Consider the following 19,400-nt stretch of genomic DNA (forward strand, 5'->3'; position numbering starts at 1 on the left):
GATCGCCCTTGGGAACGGAGGGTGCGCAAGGCGAAGCGCACCGGCGGGTGACAGCCCGTGCTGATGACTGCCGGCCCGGGTTACAGCAAACCAAACGCGGCCAGCGCCGACTTGACCTGCTGCAGCGTGGGCGGCTGACCGGCCGCGCCGAGATTGACGACGTTCGGCGACCAGTAGCCGCCGGTGCGCCACGCGGTCGAGAAATTGTACAACTCGACCGTAGGCCGCTTCAGCGCCGCCGCGATGTGGACCAGACCTGTGTCGACCCCGACCGTCGCGGCCGCGCCATCGATCAGCCCGACCACCGCCGGCAGCGACAGCTTCGGCGGCACGATCGCGGCCGCGCCGAATTCCTTCGCGAGCCGCTCGCTGGTCGCGCGCTCGGCGTCGCCGCCCCACGGCAGCACGATCGACGCGCCGCGCCGCACCAGCGTTTGCCCGAGTTCGATCCACGCGGCGTCGGGCCACTGCTTGTCGGCGCGCGAAGTCGCGTGCACGAACACCACGTACGGCACCGGCAGATTCAGATTGGCTTGAGACAGCGCGAGCGCGGCACGGCCCGTATCGAGACCGAAGTCGATGTCGTCGGTGGGTTGCGGCGGCGGATCGTTCAGCGCCGCGGCCACCAGTTGCCGCGTGCGTTCGACCACGTGCGTGCGTGGCGCGATCGGCACGCGCCGCCCGTAGAAGAAGCGCACCGGCCATTCGTAGCCGGCGCCGTCGGTGCGATTGCCGAGGCCAACGAGAGGTCCGCGCGCCATGCTAGCGACCCACGCGGTCTTGATGAGCCCCTGGCAGTCGATCACCAGATCGTAGTGCTCGGCGGCGAGCGCGCGACGAAACGCGCCGATCTCGCGCCAGTTGTCGACGGACAGGATGCGCTTGCGCCAGCGCCGCAGCGACACTGGAATCGCGCGCCGCACGCCGCTCACGAGCTCCACGAGCCCGACGAAGCTCTCCTCGACGAGCCAGTCGATCTGCGCGTCGGGATGGCGGCGCCGGATGTCGGCGATTACGGGCATGTTGTGAACGACGTCGCCCAGTGACGACACCCTCACGATGAGTATCTTTTGCGCGCTCAAGAGTGGGAAAACCGGCTATCCGGCTCGAAGATGCGTTGAAAGGACCGCAATTCTAGCGCGTCGGATATCAAAGACATGAAAAACGCGGCGCGGTAAGGCAACCCGCGCCGCGTTCGGTAGCGGCGAGCTTCGATCCGTCTTGACGAATTTCGAAGCGCGCCGCCGCATCAGCCGTCAGAACGGCAGTTTCGCATCGGCCTTCTCCGCGAGAATCACGCGGCGGAAGTCGTCCTGGATGCGCTTGAGCGCCGCGTCGTTGTCGGCTTCGAAACGCATCACGACGACCGGCGTCGTATTCGACGAACGCGCGAGGCCGAATCCGTCGGGATACTCGACGCGCAGACCGTCGATCTTCACGACGTTGTCCGCGCCGGTGAACTTGGCGTTCTGCTGCAAACGCGCGATCAGCTCGAAGTTTTCGCCTTCCTCGAGCTTCAGTTGCAGCTCGGGCGTGGAGTGCGAGTTCGGCAGCGAGTTCAGCAGCTTGCTCGGGTCGGCGACGCGCGTGAGGATCTCGAGCAGACGCGCGCCGGTGTACAGGCCGTCGTCGAAACCATACCAGCGGTCCTTGAAGAACACGTGTCCGCTCATTTCACCGGCCAGCGGCGCGCCGGTTTCGCGCAGCTTCGCCTTCACGAGCGAGTGGCCGGTCTTCCACATCAGCGGCTCGCCGCCCTTGTCCTTGACCCACTTCGCGAGATTGCGCGTGCACTTTACGTCGTAGATGATCTGCGCGCCCTTGTTGCGCGATAGCACTTCTTCGGCGAACAGCATCAGCTGACGGTCCGGGTAGATGATCTGGCCATCCTTGGTGACGACGCCCAGGCGGTCGCCGTCGCCGTCGAACGCGAAGCCGATTTCCGCATCGGTTTCCTTCAGCGCGCGAATCACGTCTTCGAGGTTCTCCGGGTGCGCCGGGTCCGGGTGGTGATTCGGGAAGTTGCCGTCGACTTCGGTGAACAGCTCGACCAGTTCGCAACCGAGCTTTTTGAACAGCTTCGGTGCGAGCGCACCGGCCACGCCGTTGCCGGTATCGACGACGATCTTGATCGGACGCGCGAGCTTCACGTCGCTCGCGATGCGCTCGAGATACGCGTCGGCGATGTCGTATTCGGTGTAGCTGCCGTTACCATCGGCGAAGTTCTCGTCGACGATGCGCTGATGCAGCGCGAGGATCTGCTCGCCGTAAATGGCCGCGCCGCGCAGCACCATCTTGAAGCCGTTGTAGTCCGGCGGATTATGGCTACCGGTCACGACGATGCACGAGTCGACCCGGCGCTCGCCGCCCGCGAGCTTCAACGGTACGCTCGCCGCGAAGTAGCCGACCGGCGTGGGCACCATACCCACGTTCACTACGTCGACGCCGGCCGCACGTAGGCCGTCGGACAGCGCGCCGATCAGTTCGGGGCCCGACAGGCGCCCGTCGCGCGCGACCACGACCGCGTCGCCGCCCTGCGCGCGCACTTCGCTGCCGAAGGCGCGACCGATGGAACGCGCGGCGTCCGCGTCGAGCGTCTTGCCAATCACGCCACGAATGTCATACGCCTTGAAAATCGATTTGGAGATCATGTTGGCTCACTTGCGTGCAATGGAAAATTTTGACCTGCGCACAGACGATAACCGGTAAAAACGCGGAAAAAATCGCATTAAAAACCACCGTAATACGCGCGTTAAAAAACCGCGTTATCACGCCTCGTTGCGCCCTTGCCGGAAGCGGTCCGGTTCCAACTTATAATTGCGTTCTTCTGACCAGCCTGAATAACGCCATTCTAATGCTTAGACGCCCTCCCTTTGTAAAGTTGCCGTGGCTGCCGGCCGGGCGGGCGAACGCGCATAGCGCCGCATGCATGGCCGCACGAGGTGGCTTGACCGACGCGCAGTGGCGAGCGGCCAACGGATGCTGACACTCAAGCGCTTCGCCAATCCCGACGTCACGCGCGCGTTTACGAACATCGTCTGGCTGGGTCTCGAACGGCTCACGCAGATCGGCGTGGCAATCGTGATCAGCGGCATCCTCGCGCGTTACTTCGGACCCGATACGTTCGGCAAATGGCAGTACGCGAACACGCTGCTGCTGGTGCTGTCGCCGATCACATGGGTGTGCGGCGCGGAAATCCTCGTACCGACCATCGTCAACCGGCCGCCCGAACAACTCGGTACCGTACTCGGCAGCGCGTTCGCGTTGCGTTTCTCCGTCTCGGCCGTCGCGCTGCTGCTCACGTGGCTCGGCATTGCGCTGCATTTCTTCGAGCCGCTCGTCGGCGCGATGCTCGCCGGCCTCGCGCTCACGATGCTGTTTCGCGAGCCGTTCGTCGGCGTGATCAACGCGTGGCTGCAAAGCATGACCTACAGCAAGCCGCAGTTGCTGACCAGCATGAGCACCGCTGTGATCAAGGCCGGTCTCGTCTATCTGCTGGTGCGCGCGACGGCCGCGCCCGCGCGTTTCGGCTGGCTGTGGGCGCTCGAATCGGCGGCGATCGGCGCGGTGCTGTTGCTCTATTTCATGCGCCGGCATGGCGGCAGGCTGGGCTGGCATGTCGAACGTTCGCTCTTCAAGCACTTCGCGAGCGCGGGCACGGTATTCTGGCTCGGGCTCATCTGTATGTATCTGTTCCTGAAGCTCGACCGGCTGATGCTCGAGCGCGCGATTTCGTTCGCCGACCTCGGACGCTACTCGGCCGCCCAGCAGTTGAATGAAAACTGGATCACGCTCGCGCTGATGCTCGCGCAAACCATTGCGCCCGCCTTCGTCTACCGCGTGCAAGGCATCGCGCAACTGCGCCGCAACATGTGGCGGCTCACCGCGCTGACCGCCGTGCTGATGGTGGGCGGCGCGTTCGTGCTCGATCTGCTCGCGGGCTTCATCATCCGACGTGTGTTCGGGCCGGATTTCGAAGGCGCGATCGAGATCTTCCGCTGGGCCGTGTGGCTGTCGGTGCCCGCCGGTATCGAGGCGATCGGCAATCTGATCGTGCTCAAGTATCAGGCCAAGTTCGTGTTGCTGGCGAAGTGGCTGCTCGCGCTCGCCGTCGCGTTCGCCGTCAATCTATTGGCGATCCCGCGACTCGGCGCGTATGGCGCGCTCGTCGGCCTCGCGGCCGGCTATCTGGCGGCCGCCTCGGTTAATCTTTATTACATCCGTTTCAAATTGCGCCCATGACGAATTCATCCGCCACCGCGCAAACCACGCTCGACGACGTCGCGGTGCTGATGCCCGCCTACAACGGCCAGGCGGACGTCGATTCTACGCTCGCGTCGTTTGAAGAAAGTGCGCTGGTGCACGTTTTGATCGTCGATGACGGCAGCACACCGCCGATCGTCGCGCCTACGCTGCCGAACCTGAAGATCGAAGTGCTGCGCATGGCGCGCAACAGCGGCATCGAGCGCGCGCTGCAAACCGGCATCGATGCGCTCGCGCAGCGGGGCTTTCGTTTTGCGGCGCGCATCGACGCGGGCGATCGCGCGGTGCCCCAGCGGCTCGCGAAGCAGCGCGCGTTCATGGGAGCGCATCCGAACGTGGCGGGCCTCGGCATGTGGACCCAGGTCGTCACGCGTGCGGGCGAGCCGCTTTTCATGCTGACGCCGCCGGCCGAGCCCTATGTAATTCGGCGCCAGCGCTTTTTCCGCTCGTGCCTCGCGCATCCGTCGATGATGCTGCGTATCGATGCCGTCCGCACAGTCGGCAACTACCGCGCCGCGTATCCTTCGGCCGAGGACCTCGATCTGTTCTTACGTCTGATGGAACGCTACGACTGCGCGAATCTGCCGGAGCTCGGCCTTTTCTATGAGCTGAACGAAGGCGGCATCAGCGCGACGAAGCGGCGCCGGCAGATCGCTTCGACGCTGCGTTTGCAGTTGCGCTATTTCAACGTGGCCAATCCATACGACTGGCTGGGCCTCGCGAAGAATCTGTCGCATCTGCTGCTGCCTTATCGCACGTTGCAGCGGGTCAAGCGCGCGCTGCTCACGCCGCGCGCGAGCCGTTGAGGCGCGCCGCGTGTGAGCGCTGTCGCTGCCGCCTGGTTCGCTGAGCTTCGCGCCGCTGCATACGGCGCTGTTTTCGTATCACTGGTCCACACTTCATTCAACGCCGTGCCCTTTTTCGCATGAAGCCCTCTTTCAAGTCGACGCCCGCGCTGCGCATTACACTCGTCTGCAACACGGCCTGGGCAATCTATACGTATCGGCAAGGGCTGATCCGCACACTGATCGGGCGCGGGGTCGATGTGACGGTGCTTGCGCCGCGCGACCGCACGTTCGAGCTGCTCGCCGCGATGGGCTGCCGTTGCATCGAGCTGCCGATGGCGTCCAAGGGCACGAGTCCGGGCGAAGATCTGCGCACGCTCTTCGCGCTCTATCGGCAGTACAGGACGATCCGTCCGCATGTGGTGTTTCACTACACGATCAAGCCGAACATCTACGGCTCGATCGCGGCGAAGCTGGCTGGCGTGCAGTCGGTGGCGGTCACCACCGGGCTCGGCTATGTGTTCATACAGCACAGCCGCGCCGCGCAGATTGCTAAAAGGCTGTATCGTTTCGCATTCCGCTTTCCGCGTGAAGTGTGGTTCCTGAATCGCGACGATCAGGCCGCGTTCATCGACGGCAAGCTGCTCGCGCATCCCGAGCGCGCGCGGCTGTTGCACGGCGAGGGCGTCGATCTCGAACAGTTCGCGTTCACGCCGCTGCGCGCTCGGGCGGAGTTTCGCTTCGTGCTGATCGGGCGGCTGCTGTGGGACAAGGGCGTCGGCGAATACGTCGAGGCCGCGCGGCAATTGCGCGCGCGCTATCCCCAAGCGCGCTTCCAGTTGCTCGGGCCGGTAGGCGTCGACAATCCGAGCGCGATCACGCGCGACGAAGTCGCCGCGTGGGAACAGGAGCGCGTGATCGAATATCTGGGCGAAGCGCACGACGTGCGGCCGTTCATCGCCGATGCCGATTGCGTGGTGCTGCCGTCATATCGCGAAGGCGTGCCGCGCACGCTGATGGAAGCGTCGGCGATGGGCCGGCCGATCGTCGCGACCGACGTGCCCGGCTGCCGCGAGGTAGTGGCCGACGGTGTCAACGGCTTGTTGTGCGAAGCGCGCAATGCGCAGAGCCTCGCCGCGAGTCTCGCGCGCATGCTCGATATGAGCGACGCGGAGCGGCGTGCGATGGCGGAACGCGGCCGGCAGAAAGTCGCGACCGAATTCGACGAACGCATGGTCGTCGAAACGTATAAAGACCTGGTCCAGAAAATCACGGGTGTTTTACTTTAATGGGAGCAACAGCATGACCACGAAGGGCACGATTCTGGTAACCGGCGGCGCGGGTTTCATCGGCTCGCACACCTGCGTCGAACTGCTGAACGGCGGCTACGACGTCGTGGTGATCGACAACCTCGTGAATAGCAAGCGCGAATCGTTGCGGCGCGTCGAGCAAATAACCGGCCGTGCGGTGAGCTTCTATGACAACGACGCGCGCGACGCAGCCGCGCTGCAGCGCATTTTCGATGCGCATCCGATCACCGGCGCGATCCATTTCGCGGCGCTGAAAGCGGTCGGCGAATCGGTCGCGAAGCCGATCGAGTATTACGCGAACAACGTCGGCAGCCTGCTGACGCTGCTCGGCGTGATGCGCGATCGCAACGTCAAGCAGTTCGTGTTCAGTTCGTCGGCCACGGTGTACGGCGTGCCGAAAAGCTCGCCGATCGACGAATCGTTCCCGCTGTCGGCAACCAATCCGTATGGTCAGTCAAAGCTGATCGCCGAGCAGATCTTGCGCGATCTGGAAGTGTCGGACCCGTCGTGGCGCATCGCGACGCTGCGCTACTTCAATCCGGTCGGCGCGCATGAGAGCGGCCTGATCGGCGAAGATCCGGCCGGCATTCCGAACAACCTGATGCCGTACGTCGCGCAGGTCGCGGTCGGCAAGCTCGAAAAGCTGCGCGTGTTCGGCGGCGACTACGAGACGCCCGACGGCACCGGCGTGCGCGATTACATCCACGTGGTCGATCTCGCGCGCGGGCATCTCGCCGCGCTCGATGCGCTCGTCGAGCGCGATGCGAGCTTCGTCGTCAATCTGGGCACGGGCCAGGGCTACAGCGTGCTCGACGTGGTGCGCTCGTTCGAGAAGGCGTCGGGCCGACCGGTGCCGTACGAGATCGTCGCGCGCCGCCCGGGCGACGTCGCGCAGTGTTTCGCGGACCCGAGCGCGGCCGAGAAGATCATCGGCTGGCGCGCGCAGTTCGGTATCGATCGCATGTGCGCGGACCACTGGCGCTGGCAGTCGACGAATCCGCAGGGGTTTGCTTGAAGCGCTTCGGCGCCATCGCGTTGGGATAAAAAACGACGGCGGCATTCGCATAACGCGGATCCCGTCGCCGTTTGCTCGCCTACTGCGCGGATTCGCGCGGATAAAAATACAAGCCGGCAACGCTCAACGCACCGGTCAATCCTTCCTTCGGCACCGCCGACACCAGAAAACGCCTGTGGGCGCCTCGCATTTCGTCAGGCGTGCAGCGCGCCGCTCGAGTGAACACGAGCTGCCAGTTTTGCGCGATGCAAAACGGCACACTGCCCTGACGCTTCGCGTACGCTTCGATGCCCACCAGAATTGGCCACAGCCGTTCCCAATCCGCGGATCCATCGAGGTCGAAGACCGCGATTCCGCTCCCCACATCGAGATTGCGGATAGTCGAGTAAGCAGCCGGAATTCGCGGATCGTCGTACTGGGAAACGTTTTCCGGCGGCTGATGAATCCGGATCGCCGTGAAAGCCGCCACGATCACACAAACGATCACGGCAACGGGCACGGTCGCCGCTGTGACATTGTCGAGGAAGCGCTTGACCAGCAACGTCAGCGCCAGAGCAGGAACGACGTAGTAGAAAATTCCGACATAGGTCAGCGAAAGATCGTCGACGCCGAAAGCGGCATAAAAGACGAAGGCGACTGTCGCGCTCGCTAGCGCCAGCGACAATGCACGCTCAGGCGCGACGCGGCTTTCATTGTCGCGCGCAGGGTCGTTCGTCACGAGCACAGCACAAGCCGCGGCGCCCAGCAAAATGCCGAAGAGTCCGTTACTCCAGAAAACTCCGGCGAAGCGCGCGGCGTCCACTAAACGATTCGCTCGGTGGACATGGCTAAAAGCGGCATATTCAGCGAGCGGTCCGGGAAAATGAAGGATCGTCTGGATCGCGAGAGGAATGAGGAAAAGCACCACAATGGCCAGTGCAACGGCAATCGTTCGACCATTGCCTGCGAGGAATTGCCGGCTCAAGACCCAGGTTTCACTGGAACCCGATCTGACGGAAATCCAGGTATTGGCTATCAGCGCGCACCCCAGCATGACGGCCGTCATACCCAGAAAAGAAGCATGACCGTTCAGCAAAAATCCAAGGCTTACGGCAAGGAGCATCAGCCCGTCTGCGCGTCCCATGATCAATGCGGCTACGGACACCGTGAACGCCGCAAAAGCAAAGTAGTAGAGATGCGGGAACCAGGGACCCGCGAAGGCCTGGTAGTTGATGTAAGCGGTGACACCAACGAATAGGGCCGTGGTGACGACGGCTGCCGCGGTGGCGCCCCTCGTCGCCTGCTGCATCCTGATCAAAAGCGTCCCGATTGCCGCGATCCAGAAAGCGGAAAGCAGCGCAACGGCAAGGATCTGACCGGAAAACGGCGCCGCGACCGCGTGCGTCAGGTCGAAAAATACGATCTCGCCCGCGGCAAGCGCGTAAAGAAGCGCAGGACCAGGATGATTGAACCCCACGCGCGAGTAATGTCCGACGAGCAGCTTCAGATGCTTTGCGTCGTCGATCAGCAACGAGTTCGCCGCAAAGTCTCCGACCTCGTGCAATTGCGCCGACGGAAAGGTTTGACCGAACACGATGATGAACAGCCAGACACAGAGCGCCGAAATAACGAACGCTGCCAACCCTTTGAGCATCGAACGCCTGTTTTCGTTTTGTCCAACCAGATGGAAAACAGGATTCTAAGGTAGCTGTCGGCGCGCTATGTCATCGACAGCCACGCATTTCTTCCGGCCGGAAACTAAGCTGCCGCCCCCGACTCTTCGAGCCGGAACACGGCAATGGCATCCTTCAGAATGACGGCCTGCTCCTCCAGCGACTTCGCCGCGGCCGCCGCCTGCTCGACGAGCGCCGCGTTGTGCTGGGTGACCTCGTCGATCTGCGACACCGCCTTGTTGACCTGCTCGATGCCGTCGCTCTGTTCGAGTGCCGACGCCTCGATCTCGCTCATCACGCCGGTCACACGCTCGACGGCCTTCATCGCTTCCTGAATCGTCTTCTGCGCATCCGACACCAGCGACGCACCTTCCTCGACCTTCGCCGCCGACTCGCCGATCAGCTCCTTGATCTCCTTGGCCGCCGCGCCGGAGCGCTGCGCGAGGCTGCGCACTTCCGAGGCGACCACCGCGAAGCCGCGGCCCTGCTCACCCGCGCGAGCCGCTTCGACGGCCGCGTTCAGTGCGAGGATGTTGGTCTGGAACGCGATCCCCTCGATCATGCCGATGATCTCGGTGACCTTGCGCGATGAATCGCTGATGCCGTCCATCGTCTCCGTCACGCGCGACACCACCTTGCCGCCGCGCGTGACCGTATCGAGCGCGCCGTGCGCGAGGCGGTTCGCCTGCTTCGCGTTGTCGGCGTTCTGCTTCACGGTCGCCGACAGCTGCTCCATGCTCGCCGCGGTCTCCTGCAGCGCGGCCGCCTGCTGCTCGGTGCGCGCCGACAGATCGGCATTGCCCGACGCGATCTCGTTCGCGCCCTGCGTGATCGCGCTCGTGCTGCCGCGCACCTTGCTGACCGTTTCGACGAGGCCGTCGCGCATCCGCGTCAGCGCGCCGAGCAGCTGACCCATCTCGTTGCGCGATTTCACCTTGATCGCGACGCTCAGGTCACCGGCCGCGATGCGCTCGAAGTGCTTGACCGTCGCGTTGACCGGCTTGATCAGCGCCGACGACAACGCGACGCGCGCGCCCACGGCAATCACGAGCGCGATCACCGCGATCGCGCCGAACAGCACTGTCGCCAGCTGGAAGCGGCGCGCGCCGGTCGCGGCCTGCTGATGCTGATTGTCCATCTGCGCTTTTTCGAGCGCGTCGATCGCCTTCGAGTAAGACGCGTACAGGCTGTTCGCGGTATCCCCCTGGATGGTACGGAAGGTGTTGAAGTCGAAGTCGGTCAGTGCCTTGAATTCCGGTTCGAGCGCCTTGTCGACGAGCGCCGCGCGCGCTTCGCCGACGCTGTGCGCGAGCTTGCGCTCGGCGTCGCTCGCGAACGGGCCGGCCATGTAGTTGTGGAAGTCGTCGTTCGATTCGACCAGCACCTTGTGCGCGGCCGGCAGCAGATCGTCGGTCTGCTTGCCGATACTGAACAACGTCTGATAGGTGCCCAGCGCGAGTTGCACCTGGAGAAGCTTCTCGGAACTCGCCTTCAGATGCGACAGCGCGACCTCGCTGCGCTGCGTGTCGTCGAGGCTGTCGTTGGCGAGCTTCAGCGCACCGTATCCGACAGCGATGACTGTCAGCAGGAAGGCGACGAATACGCTGATCACGAGCGTCAGTCCGCCGCGAATTGTGATGTTGTTTAGCATTGGGTCTCCGGAACGCCTTTGTTGCGCGCGACTGACACTTCGTCGCATCCAGGTTTACGGTTGCGGCGCGCGTGCGGCGCATAGGGGGAATCCATGAGGAGCGAGTGCTGACGGGCCTCTGAGGACCGCCTCGATCTCGCTATCTGGGATATTCCTGCTGGCCCTTCTGAAAGCTTTGCGTCCCTGCCGCGCGCCGGCCGCCGTGCGTTTCGTTTGTATAATTCCGCGTCTTCGCTCAGGCCCATTTTCATGCTTAGTTTTGCGCTCGGCTTTCTCGTCTCTCTGCTGATCACGCTGTTGATCGTGCGCTATGCGCATCTGCATGAAAAATTTTCGACCGATACCGATCTGGCCGGCGTGCAGAAATTCCATGTGCGTCCGGTGCCGCGCATCGGCGGGACCGGGATTCTGCTCGGGCTGCTCGCCGCCGCGGTGCAATTGCATCGTGCGTATCCGGCCGTGTCGGGCAGCATTCTCGGGTTGATCGCGTGCGGCATGCCGGCGTTCGGCTCGGGGCTCGTCGAGGATCTGACCAAGCGCGTGTCGCCGCTCGTACGCCTCGTCTGCACGATGGCGGCCGCCGCCCTCGCCTGGTTCTTTCTCGACATCGCGGTCACGCGCATCAGCGTGCCGCCGCTCGACTTTCTGCTGTCATATGCGGCGATCTCGTTCGTGGTCACGGTGCTCGCGGTCGCGGCGCTCGCCAACGCGATCAATATCATCGACGGCTTCAACGGCCTCGCGTCGATGGTCGCGTTCATGATGTTCGCGTCGCTCGCGTATGTGGCGTTCCAGGTGCACGACCCGGTCGTGCTGTCGGCGTCGTTCATGATGATGGGCGCGGTGCTCGGCTTCTTCATCTGGAACTTCCCGGCAGGGCTGATTTTTCTCGGCGACGGCGGCGCGTACTTCATCGGCTTCATGCTCGCCGAGCTGTCGATCCTGCTCGTGATGCGCAATCGCGACGTATCCGCGTGGTATCCGGTGCTGCTCTTCATGTACCCGATCTTCGAGACCTGCTTCTCGATCTACCGCAAGAAGTTCATTCGCGGCATGTCGCCGGGCATTCCGGACGGCGTGCATCTGCATATGCTGGTCTACAAGCGGCTGATGCGCTGGGCGGTCGGCGCGCGCACCGCGCGCGAGCTGACGCGCCGCAACTCGCTGACGTCGCCGTACCTGTGGCTGCTGTGCCTGATCGCGGTCGTGCCGGCGACGCTGTTCTGGCGGCACACGCTGCATCTGTTCTGCTTCGTTGTCGTATTTGCGGCGACTTATGTGTGGCTTTACGTGAGCATCGTGCGGTTCAAGTCGCCGAGGTGGATGGTGGTGAGGAAGGGGAAGCGGTAATTCCTCGAAATTCATTAATGCACGCGATAAAAAAACCGTGCGACCTCACACGGCTGTTCTAACTAGTCGCTCACCTCCGACTAGGGAAGGTCGGATATGTCGTCAACCTTCGTTATTTTCCAGATGCCACCAAAATTGCGCATGAACACAATCACGCTCAATTTGTCCTTCGAACCGAACGTAACAGGCACGACCGCGACATGGCCTAACATCACTGCAGGATGAACTGTAATGTGGGCGAGCCAATCATTCTCATCTTCATCTTGCACCTTAAGAAAGTAGTCACTATCGCCGGGCAACCTGTCGTGTTCATAGTCGTCTCGTAGCTTGCTGACTGTATCTTTCGCCACGTACTCAAAGATTCCTTCGTCAAGCAATGGAAACGTCAGGTTTGCACCTAACTTGATGTACCACGAATAAAACGCCTTTGCTTGCCCTTCCGGCGTCGTTTGCGTGGTAGCGGAAAACGCCGATTGCCAAAAGACGAAGGCCAACAGCGCGAGAACTGAAAGAAAGCGCTTGATGTGCATGTCAGTCGTGGCGATAGATCTTGTATGAGGGCCTTGTGGTTCGGTAGTCTGGACCGGGATAAAATCCATCTGGACGGGACCGCTGCCTGAAGTCGGATATCCAGATCGACCCATCGAAGATCGCCATGTGTCCATGTGGATGCCTACTGATGGCTTGTATCACGATGACATCACCTTTACGCGCAGGCCCGGAAACCTCGTAAAGCCCCGCTTGAACAAGGTGTGAGCCATAGTCCTTTGCGCTGTTGGTTGGCGCAACGGTGACGCCGCCCCATTGAATCGCCTGCCGAACAAATTTCGCGCAATTCTGCGTGCTGTGTCCCTTAGCGTTGCTATACGCGAAATTTGCAGCCAAGCTCCCGTTATACGTCATATCGGTTCCCTTAAAGAGTGAAGAATGCCGCTAGGACACCCCCGTTTTTGCAACACTGATCTTCGATGTCGTGGGGACATACCGGGCGGCGATGGTTCAATGCTAGGTGTATGTGCCGAGCGCAGGCTTCAGCCATCTCCGAAAAGCCGGGTCGTGCGTGATGGTCGTCAACTCTGATGGGCAAAAGAGAGCCCGTCGCCGGGCTTTCGTCTACTTCGTGCGATACCACCGCCATAGCTTCATGATCGCCATATACGCCAGTGCCGCCGCGATCAGTTCAATCGTTATCCACACCAGGTAATACAAATCTTCGGGGTCGCGGACACCAAGCCGGCTCGAAGCAGCAAACCGTGCGCGTGACTCGCTTTCTGTCCATTCATAGGGGTATGGACGGACATAGAGAAGGGAGAGATAGAACAGGCCAATGAACAGCGCGACCTTGAACACCCCACGGGCAAGTATTGCCATATGTGATGACCTCAATTGTTCCGTAGGCGCGAAGCCCCGAAGTGCGCGCGGGAATCGTTATTCACGAGAAATTTGCCGGTGTAGGCCATGTGTCACGCCTCCTGATTGCGCTGACCGTAAGTCATTGGGTCCTGCATAGGTTCCTCCCGTTGGTGAGCCTTGACCGTAAGCACGCGTGCCGCTGGCGCGCTACAGCTCGATTCCGGTTTTGCCGCCTCTTTCACCTGGACAAAAAAAGCGCGCCTCAGGGGCGCGCAAAACATTTGCATCACAGATAAAAGAGCCAACAGAGCCGCCACCTCAGCGGGAATGACATACTGGGCGGCGGCGGTTCAATGCTACATATATGTGCCGGGCGAAGGCTTCAGCCAACTCCGAAAAGCCGGCGCGCGCGCGTTGGTCGTCAACTCTGAGGGCCAAAAAAGAGCCCCGCGCCCAAGGCTTTCGTCTACTTCATACGATAGCACCGCCATAGCTTCATGATCGCCACATACGCCAGCGCCGCCACGATCAGTTCGATAGTCACCCAGAACACGAAATAGAAGTCCCTAGGGTCCTGAACACCGAGCCAATCAGAAGCCGCCCAATATGCGTTCGACTCGCTTTCTGTCCACACATTATTTGGCGGGACATAGCGAATCGACAGCAGGAACAACGAAATGAATAGCCCAATCTTGAACAGCCTACGGACAAGTGTTGCCATGCGTGATGACCTCGATTGTTCCATAGGCGCGAAGCCCCGAATTGCCGGCAGGAGTCGTCATGGTGTGCAGCAGTGAGTTACGGATTTTCAGGAAATCCGTACGGCTCGGCAGTGTAATACAACCAAGTGATACGCCGTCACCGCCTGCCGGATGTAGCCGGAAATGCCCGCGCTTGACACCATTGACCCATGTAAAGTCATCAATGCTCCCGTCATCCCGATACAGGGCGAACCATTCAGCGTGATATGTCGGCTTTCCCCGGGAGGCATTCCATTCATCTGCCAACCACGCCCGAGCCTTGGAACGTATGCCGCCAGTCGGACGGTCAACGATCCAGTATTTGCCGGCGGGAATCGGCCCCTTGTTGGGCACCGCCGTGCAGCCGCCCCGATTGCGGTATTGCCGGTCACCCGAATAAGCGTTGAACGTTCCAATGCCAGAAATGATGAGCGGTGATAGTGGCTCGTTATTCACGAGAAATTTGCCGGTGTAGGCCATGTGTCACGCCTCCTGATTGCGCTGGCCGTAGGTCATTGCGTCCTGCATAGGTTCCTCCCGTTGGTGAGCCTTGACCGCAAGCACGCGTGCGACTGGCGCCCTACAAGTCGATTCCGGATTTGCCGCCTCTTTTGCCTGGACAAAAAAGCGCGCCTCGAGGGCGCGCAAAACATTTGCATCACAGATAAAAGAGCCAACAGAGCCGCCACCTCAGTGGGCTGACATACTGGGCGGCGACGGTTCAATGCTAGGTGTATGTGCCGGGCGCACGCTTCAGACAACTCCGAAAAGCGCGGTCGTGCGCGATGGTCGTCTACTCTGATGGGCAAAAAATAAAAAAGCCCCAGCAGGTCTGCAGGGGCTCTTATCGATAAACATCCAACGGCCAATTTCAACGGGTCGAACGACCCGCATTCGCGGTTACAGATTCAATGCTTCGACTACGCCGACGACTCGCGACAGCGAACCGCCTACGACACCCGCGTCGCCGGCGCCACACTACGCAGCGTCGTCGCCGTCGCCGGCAGATACTCCGGCACCCAGCGCCGCAGATCGCGCCGCACTTCATCGTCGGCCGGCACGCGGTGCTGCATCAGCCACGGCAGCAGGTTGTCGATCAGGCTGTCCGGCACCTCGCGCGCCTGCGCGATGCGCAGCTTCGGGTGCGGCGTGCGCGTGGTGGTTTCGTCGTCGGCGAGCAGTTCCTCGTAAAGCTTCTCGCCGGGGCGCAAACCCGTGAACACGACGCGAATCTGCTCTTCGGTGAAGCCGTACAGACGGATCAGATCGTGCGCGAGATCGGCGATACGCACCGGCTTGCCCATGTCGAGAATGAAAATCTCGCCGCCGCGCCCCATGCTCGACGCCTGCAACACGAGCTGCGACGCCTCCGGAATCGTCATGAAGAACCGCGTGATTTCCGGATGCGTGACCGTCACCGGGCCGCCGCGCGCGATCTGCTCCTGGAACTTGGGAATCACGCTGCCCGCGCTGCCGAGCACGTTGCCGAAGCGAACGGTCTCGAACTGCGTGCGCCGCGCGCCCTGCTGCTGCAGAGCCGAGCACGCCATCTCCGCGAGCCGCTTGCTCGCGCCCATCACGTTGGTCGGGTTGACGGCCTTGTCGGTCGAGATCAGCACGAAATGCGCGACGTCGTGGCGGATCGCCGCGCGCGCGACGCGGTACGTGCCGAGCACGTTGTTGCGCACCGCCTGCCACGTGTTGACCTCTTCCATCAACGGCACGTGCTTGTAGGCCGCCGCATGAAAAACGATGTGCGGACAGTAGCGCGCCATCACCTGATCGAGCAGCAGCGAATCCTTCACGTCGCCGACGAGCGGCACCACCGACACTTCCGGATACTTGTCGCGCAGCTCTTCGTTCAGGCGATAGATCGAGAACTCGGAGATGTCGAACGCGACCAGTTGCACCGGACCGAAGCGCAGAATCTGCCGGCACAGCTCCGAGCCGATCGAGCCGCCCGCGCCCGTCACCATCACGACGCGGTTCTTCAGCAGCGCGGCGACGTGCTCGGTGTCGATCGTCACCGGGTCGCGGCCGAGCAGGTCTTCGAGATCGATCTGCCGCACCCGCGACAGGAATGCCTGGCCTTGCGTGAGCGGCGTGAGCGCGGGCAGCGTCATCGCGCGTACGCCGGCGCGCACGCACAGCGTGGCGATGCGCCGATGCGCTTCCACCGACGCCGACGGCACCGCGATGATCACGTGCTCGACCTTCAGCTCCGTGCAGATTTTCTGCAGATCGCTGATCGCGCCAACCACGCGATAGCCATAGATTTCACGGCCCTGCTTGATCGGATCGTCGTCGAGCAGACCGACGAGGCGCCATTGGCCCGAGCGCTTCAGCTCGCGCACGAGGTTCGCGCCGGCATTGCCCGCGCCAAGCACGAGCACCGGCTTGCCCTGGCCGACCAGCCCGCCGTAGCGATAGAACTCCTTGGCCGCGCGATACAGCGCGCGTGAGCCGCCCATGGTCAGGAACAGCAGCATCGGCGACACGATCAGCACCGAGCGCGGCACGACCGGCGCGGGCTGCAACAGCGCCGAGCCGATCACGACGACGAGCGCGCCGACGCCGATCGCTTTCGCGATCCGCACGAGATCGGGCAGGCTCGCGAACACCCACATGCCGCGATAGAGGCCGTAGCTGCGAAACATCACCGCGTAGATCAGCAGCACCCACACGAGTGCATGCAGCCCGCTCGACCAGAACGGCGCGGGCACCGGTCCGTTGAACCGGATCACATAGGCCAGCATCCAGGCCATGGCCACCGCGCACAGGTCGAACGCAAACGCACTGAACGAAAGCCATCTGGCTTTGAAGCTTTTCATTGCGCAGAACCTCAGATTGGCCCGGAACGGGACACATGGCGCCGCCAGCGGCGATCAATACACAGCCCTGCTATGACCAGCACGGCAGCCCATGCGACGACAACCAGCCATTGATACATAGGAGCGAATTGTAGCGCCCAGAGAGCAAGCATTATGCCCGCCACCATGAACAAGTACCAAATCCACGCGGTCGATGCGTGCCCCAAACCCGACTGCACCAGTCTTTGATAGTAGTGTTCACGATGCGCCTGCCAAAATTTTTCACCGCGCAGCAGGCGCTTGAGCAGCGTGACCGACGCATCGCCAATAAATGGCGCAAAGCACAGCGCCGGAAACCATACCGGCCACACGCCCTCGCGCCACCCCCAATAGCCGAGCGCGCCGGCCAGAAAGCCGAGCGGGATCGAGCCGGCGTCGCCGAGAAAGATGCGCGCTGGGTGAAAGTTGAACAGCAGAAAGCCCGCGGCCGCGCCCGCGACGATCAGGCTCGCCGTCGCGAGCGCCGGGTCCGCATGCGCCGACAGCGAGGCGGCCACCGCGTAGCCGCCAAAGCCGAACAGCGCCATGCCGCCCGCGAGGCCGTCCGAGCCGTCCATGAAGTTGTAGAGATTGACGAGCCACACGAGTAGGACCGCCATGCACGCGAGCGCCCACCACGGCACGTCGGCTGGATAGACGGCGATCAGCGCCGCCACCGCCGCCGCATGGCCGCCGAAGCGCACCCGTGCGGGCAGGCCGCGGCGATCGTCGATCTGCGAAAGCGCCGCGAGCAACGCCGCGGCAAGCGCGGGCAGCCACAGCGACGGAGCCGCGAGCGCGATCAGCAACACTACGACCGGCACGATGCCCCAGCCGCCGACGCGCGGCGTCGGACGCGTGTGCAGCGAGCGGTCGTTGGGGATGTCGGTGGCGAGCCGCCACGCGAGGCCGGTGCGCAGCAGCGTCCACAGGATCGCCGCGCAGGCGGCCAGCGCGGCGACGCCCCACGGCAGTAGAGAGACGACGGAAGAGGCGGAATGTGCGGCGAGCGGCATCGTCGATAGCGTTAGCGGATCAGGTCGGAGTCGAGGCGGGTTCGGTACGTGGTCAATGCGTCGAGCGATACCACGCGACGGTTTCGAGCAGCCCATGCTCGACCGTATGCGGCGCAGACCAGTTAAGACATTCGCGGATATGCGAACTGTCGACGCGCAGCTCGCCGATCAGCCGGTCGATCTGCGCCGAGCGGCCGGTCAGGCGGCCCACGACACGCAGCAAGCTGGCCGGCACCGGCACGAGCCGCGCGGGCACGTGAAGCTGGGTGGCCAACAGCCGCGCGAGTTCCGGCACGGTGAGATCGCGGCCGTCGGTCACGTGAAAGGTTTCACCGGCCGCGCGCGGATCGGTCGCGCAATGCACGAGCGCGTCCGCGAGGTTATCGACGAACACGAGGCTGCGCAGCGCGCTGACCGCGCCGAGCGGCAGCGGAATGCCCTTCGCGACCGCGTTCATCAGCTGCAGGAAGTTCGCGCGCACGCCCGGTCCGTAGACCAGCGGCGGGCGGACCACGACGATTTCGAGTCCCGCCGAGCGGCCGTAGTCGAACAGCGCGCGCTCGGCTTCCAGTTTCGAGATGCCATATGCATCGGACGGCGCGGGCTGATCCGTTTCGGCGATCGGCCGGCCGCTGCTCGCCTCGCCCACCGCCTTGATGCTGCTGACGAACACGAAGCGCCGCACGCCCGCGCGCCGTGCCGCGGCCGCGACCCGCAAGCTGCCCTCGACGTTGGTCGCACGATAGGCGGCGAGCGGCTCGGTCAGCGTTTCCTGCATCACGTGCACGCGCGATGCCAGATGGATCACCGCATCGCAGGTGAGCGCGACCGGCCAGCGCTGGTCGATGCCCGCGAAGTCTTCGGTATCGAGCAGCCATTCGCGCACGCCCTCGGCGGCGGTCTGCGGCCGGCGCACCGCGCCGGTCACCCGATCGCCCCGCCGCAGCAGCGCGCGCGACACCGCCTGGCCGACGAAACCGTTGGCTCCGGTGACGAGGATGTGCAGACTCATCGCAACGCTCCGTCACGCACTTCGCGGCGCTCGACTTCGCCGACGCCATGCCGCGCGCCCCTCGCAAACAGACGGTCGCCGTCAGGACTCGACACGGCCGCAAACGGCGGGAAAGGCGGATCAGACACGATACAATCTGGCATCGGCGGTGCTTTCTCAGGAAGTCTGGCTGGGAACGTATTGTATTCGGGCGACACCCGTCGCGGCCTGCGAGTCGTCAGGGATGGCAGCGCGTCACCTGGGCGCTAGAATGTCTGCGCCGCCGCGACCACGCCGGCAGCCCCAACACGCGGCACGAGCGTCGGGCCGTGATAATAAAACGGACCTGCGCCCGCTGGCGCGTCGTTCGTACACTTCGTAACAACTCAAACATATTCGCGCATGTGGAATTCGTGGTATCGATC

Annotated in this window: 16 protein-coding genes; 5 read left to right on the forward strand and 11 right to left on the reverse strand. The window is 63.0% G+C overall.

What is annotated here, in order from left to right; genetic code table 11:
• Nucleotides 1-80 precede the first annotated feature (80 nt).
• A complete protein-coding gene (waaC, locus tag QFZ91_RS11800; RefSeq protein WP_255208741.1) occupies nt 81-1,022 on the reverse strand; it encodes a lipopolysaccharide heptosyltransferase I in 942 nt (313 codons plus the stop codon).
• 234 nt (nt 1,023-1,256) lie between these two features.
• Entirely contained in the window at nt 1,257-2,651 is a 1,395-nt protein-coding gene (locus QFZ91_RS11805) for a phosphomannomutase/phosphoglucomutase (protein ID WP_176109359.1), read from the reverse strand.
• Between the two features lie 328 nt (nt 2,652-2,979).
• Here QFZ91_RS11805 and QFZ91_RS11810 point away from each other — a divergent pair, with 328 nt between their 5' ends.
• The 4 genes from QFZ91_RS11810 to galE all read left to right on the forward strand — a co-directional run bounded on the left by QFZ91_RS11810 (nt 2,980) and on the right by galE (nt 7,373).
• Entirely contained in the window at nt 2,980-4,242 is a 1,263-nt protein-coding gene (locus QFZ91_RS11810) for an oligosaccharide flippase family protein (protein ID WP_429567336.1), read from the forward strand.
• Nucleotides 4,239-5,069, forward strand: a complete 831-nt coding sequence (locus tag QFZ91_RS11815; RefSeq protein ID WP_429567337.1) for a glycosyltransferase — start codon at nt 4,239-4,241, stop codon at nt 5,067-5,069. The genes QFZ91_RS11810 and QFZ91_RS11815 overlap by 4 nt, the downstream gene beginning before the upstream one ends.
• Before the next feature lie 119 nt (nt 5,070-5,188).
• The gene (locus QFZ91_RS11820) at nt 5,189-6,337 is read left to right on the forward strand and encodes a glycosyltransferase family 4 protein (RefSeq protein ID WP_429567338.1); all 1,149 of its coding nucleotides are present in this window, start codon (nt 5,189-5,191) and stop codon (nt 6,335-6,337) included.
• Between the two features lie 13 nt (nt 6,338-6,350).
• The gene (gene galE, locus QFZ91_RS11825; RefSeq protein WP_176379146.1) at nt 6,351-7,373 is read left to right on the forward strand and encodes a UDP-glucose 4-epimerase GalE; all 1,023 of its coding nucleotides are present in this window, start codon (nt 6,351-6,353) and stop codon (nt 7,371-7,373) included.
• A gap of 79 nt (nt 7,374-7,452) precedes the next feature.
• On the opposite strand, the gene QFZ91_RS11830 is transcribed toward galE, so the two are convergent.
• Both QFZ91_RS11830 and QFZ91_RS11835 read right to left on the reverse strand, forming a co-directional pair.
• Nucleotides 7,453-9,006 carry a hypothetical protein gene (locus QFZ91_RS11830; protein WP_429567339.1) on the reverse strand — a complete coding sequence of 518 codons (1,554 nt, stop codon included), beginning with the start codon at nt 9,004-9,006 and terminating at the stop codon, nt 7,453-7,455.
• Nucleotides 9,007-9,110: 104 nt separating this feature from the next.
• Nucleotides 9,111-10,676 carry a methyl-accepting chemotaxis protein gene (locus tag QFZ91_RS11835; RefSeq protein WP_429567340.1) on the reverse strand — a complete coding sequence of 522 codons (1,566 nt, stop codon included), beginning with the start codon at nt 10,674-10,676 and terminating at the stop codon, nt 9,111-9,113.
• A 249-nt stretch (nt 10,677-10,925) separates the two neighbouring features.
• Between QFZ91_RS11835 and QFZ91_RS11840 the strand changes: the two genes are divergently transcribed.
• Nucleotides 10,926-12,026: a glycosyltransferase gene (locus tag QFZ91_RS11840; RefSeq protein ID WP_368611310.1), complete on the forward strand. Its 1,101-nt coding sequence runs from the start codon at nt 10,926-10,928 to the stop codon at nt 12,024-12,026.
• A gap of 80 nt (nt 12,027-12,106) precedes the next feature.
• On the opposite strand, the gene QFZ91_RS11845 is transcribed toward QFZ91_RS11840, so the two are convergent.
• The 7 genes from QFZ91_RS11845 to QFZ91_RS11875 all read right to left on the reverse strand — a co-directional run bounded on the left by QFZ91_RS11845 (nt 12,107) and on the right by QFZ91_RS11875 (nt 18,996).
• Nucleotides 12,107-12,556 carry a DUF3828 domain-containing protein gene (locus QFZ91_RS11845; protein WP_176379143.1) on the reverse strand — a complete coding sequence of 150 codons (450 nt, stop codon included), beginning with the start codon at nt 12,554-12,556 and terminating at the stop codon, nt 12,107-12,109.
• Nucleotides 12,557-13,139: 583 nt separating this feature from the next.
• The gene (locus tag QFZ91_RS11850; RefSeq protein ID WP_429567341.1) at nt 13,140-13,397 is read right to left on the reverse strand and encodes a hypothetical protein; all 258 of its coding nucleotides are present in this window, start codon (nt 13,395-13,397) and stop codon (nt 13,140-13,142) included.
• A 448-nt stretch (nt 13,398-13,845) separates the two neighbouring features.
• Nucleotides 13,846-14,100, reverse strand: a complete 255-nt coding sequence (locus QFZ91_RS11855) for a hypothetical protein (RefSeq protein ID WP_176121100.1) — start codon at nt 14,098-14,100, stop codon at nt 13,846-13,848.
• A complete protein-coding gene (locus QFZ91_RS11860) occupies nt 14,081-14,599 on the reverse strand; it encodes a DUF2778 domain-containing protein (protein ID WP_429567342.1) in 519 nt (172 codons plus the stop codon). Before QFZ91_RS11860 ends, QFZ91_RS11855 begins: the two co-directional genes overlap by 20 nt.
• 470 nt (nt 14,600-15,069) lie before the next feature.
• Complete coding sequence (locus QFZ91_RS11865) at nt 15,070-16,950, reverse strand: polysaccharide biosynthesis protein (RefSeq protein ID WP_176367702.1); 1,881 nt, start codon at nt 16,948-16,950, stop codon at nt 15,070-15,072.
• Between the two features lie 11 nt (nt 16,951-16,961).
• Nucleotides 16,962-17,984 carry an MraY family glycosyltransferase gene (locus tag QFZ91_RS11870; RefSeq protein ID WP_429567343.1) on the reverse strand — a complete coding sequence of 341 codons (1,023 nt, stop codon included), beginning with the start codon at nt 17,982-17,984 and terminating at the stop codon, nt 16,962-16,964.
• A 52-nt stretch (nt 17,985-18,036) separates the two neighbouring features.
• On the reverse strand, nt 18,037-18,996 hold the full coding sequence (locus tag QFZ91_RS11875) for an NAD-dependent epimerase/dehydratase family protein (protein ID WP_429567344.1): 960 nt from the start codon (nt 18,994-18,996) through the stop codon (nt 18,037-18,039).
• Nucleotides 18,997-19,400: the final 404 nt, after the last annotated feature.

This window comes from Paraburkholderia sp. JPY419 (assembly GCF_050435705.1).
GTDB lineage: Bacteria > Pseudomonadota > Gammaproteobacteria > Burkholderiales > Burkholderiaceae > Paraburkholderia > Paraburkholderia youngii.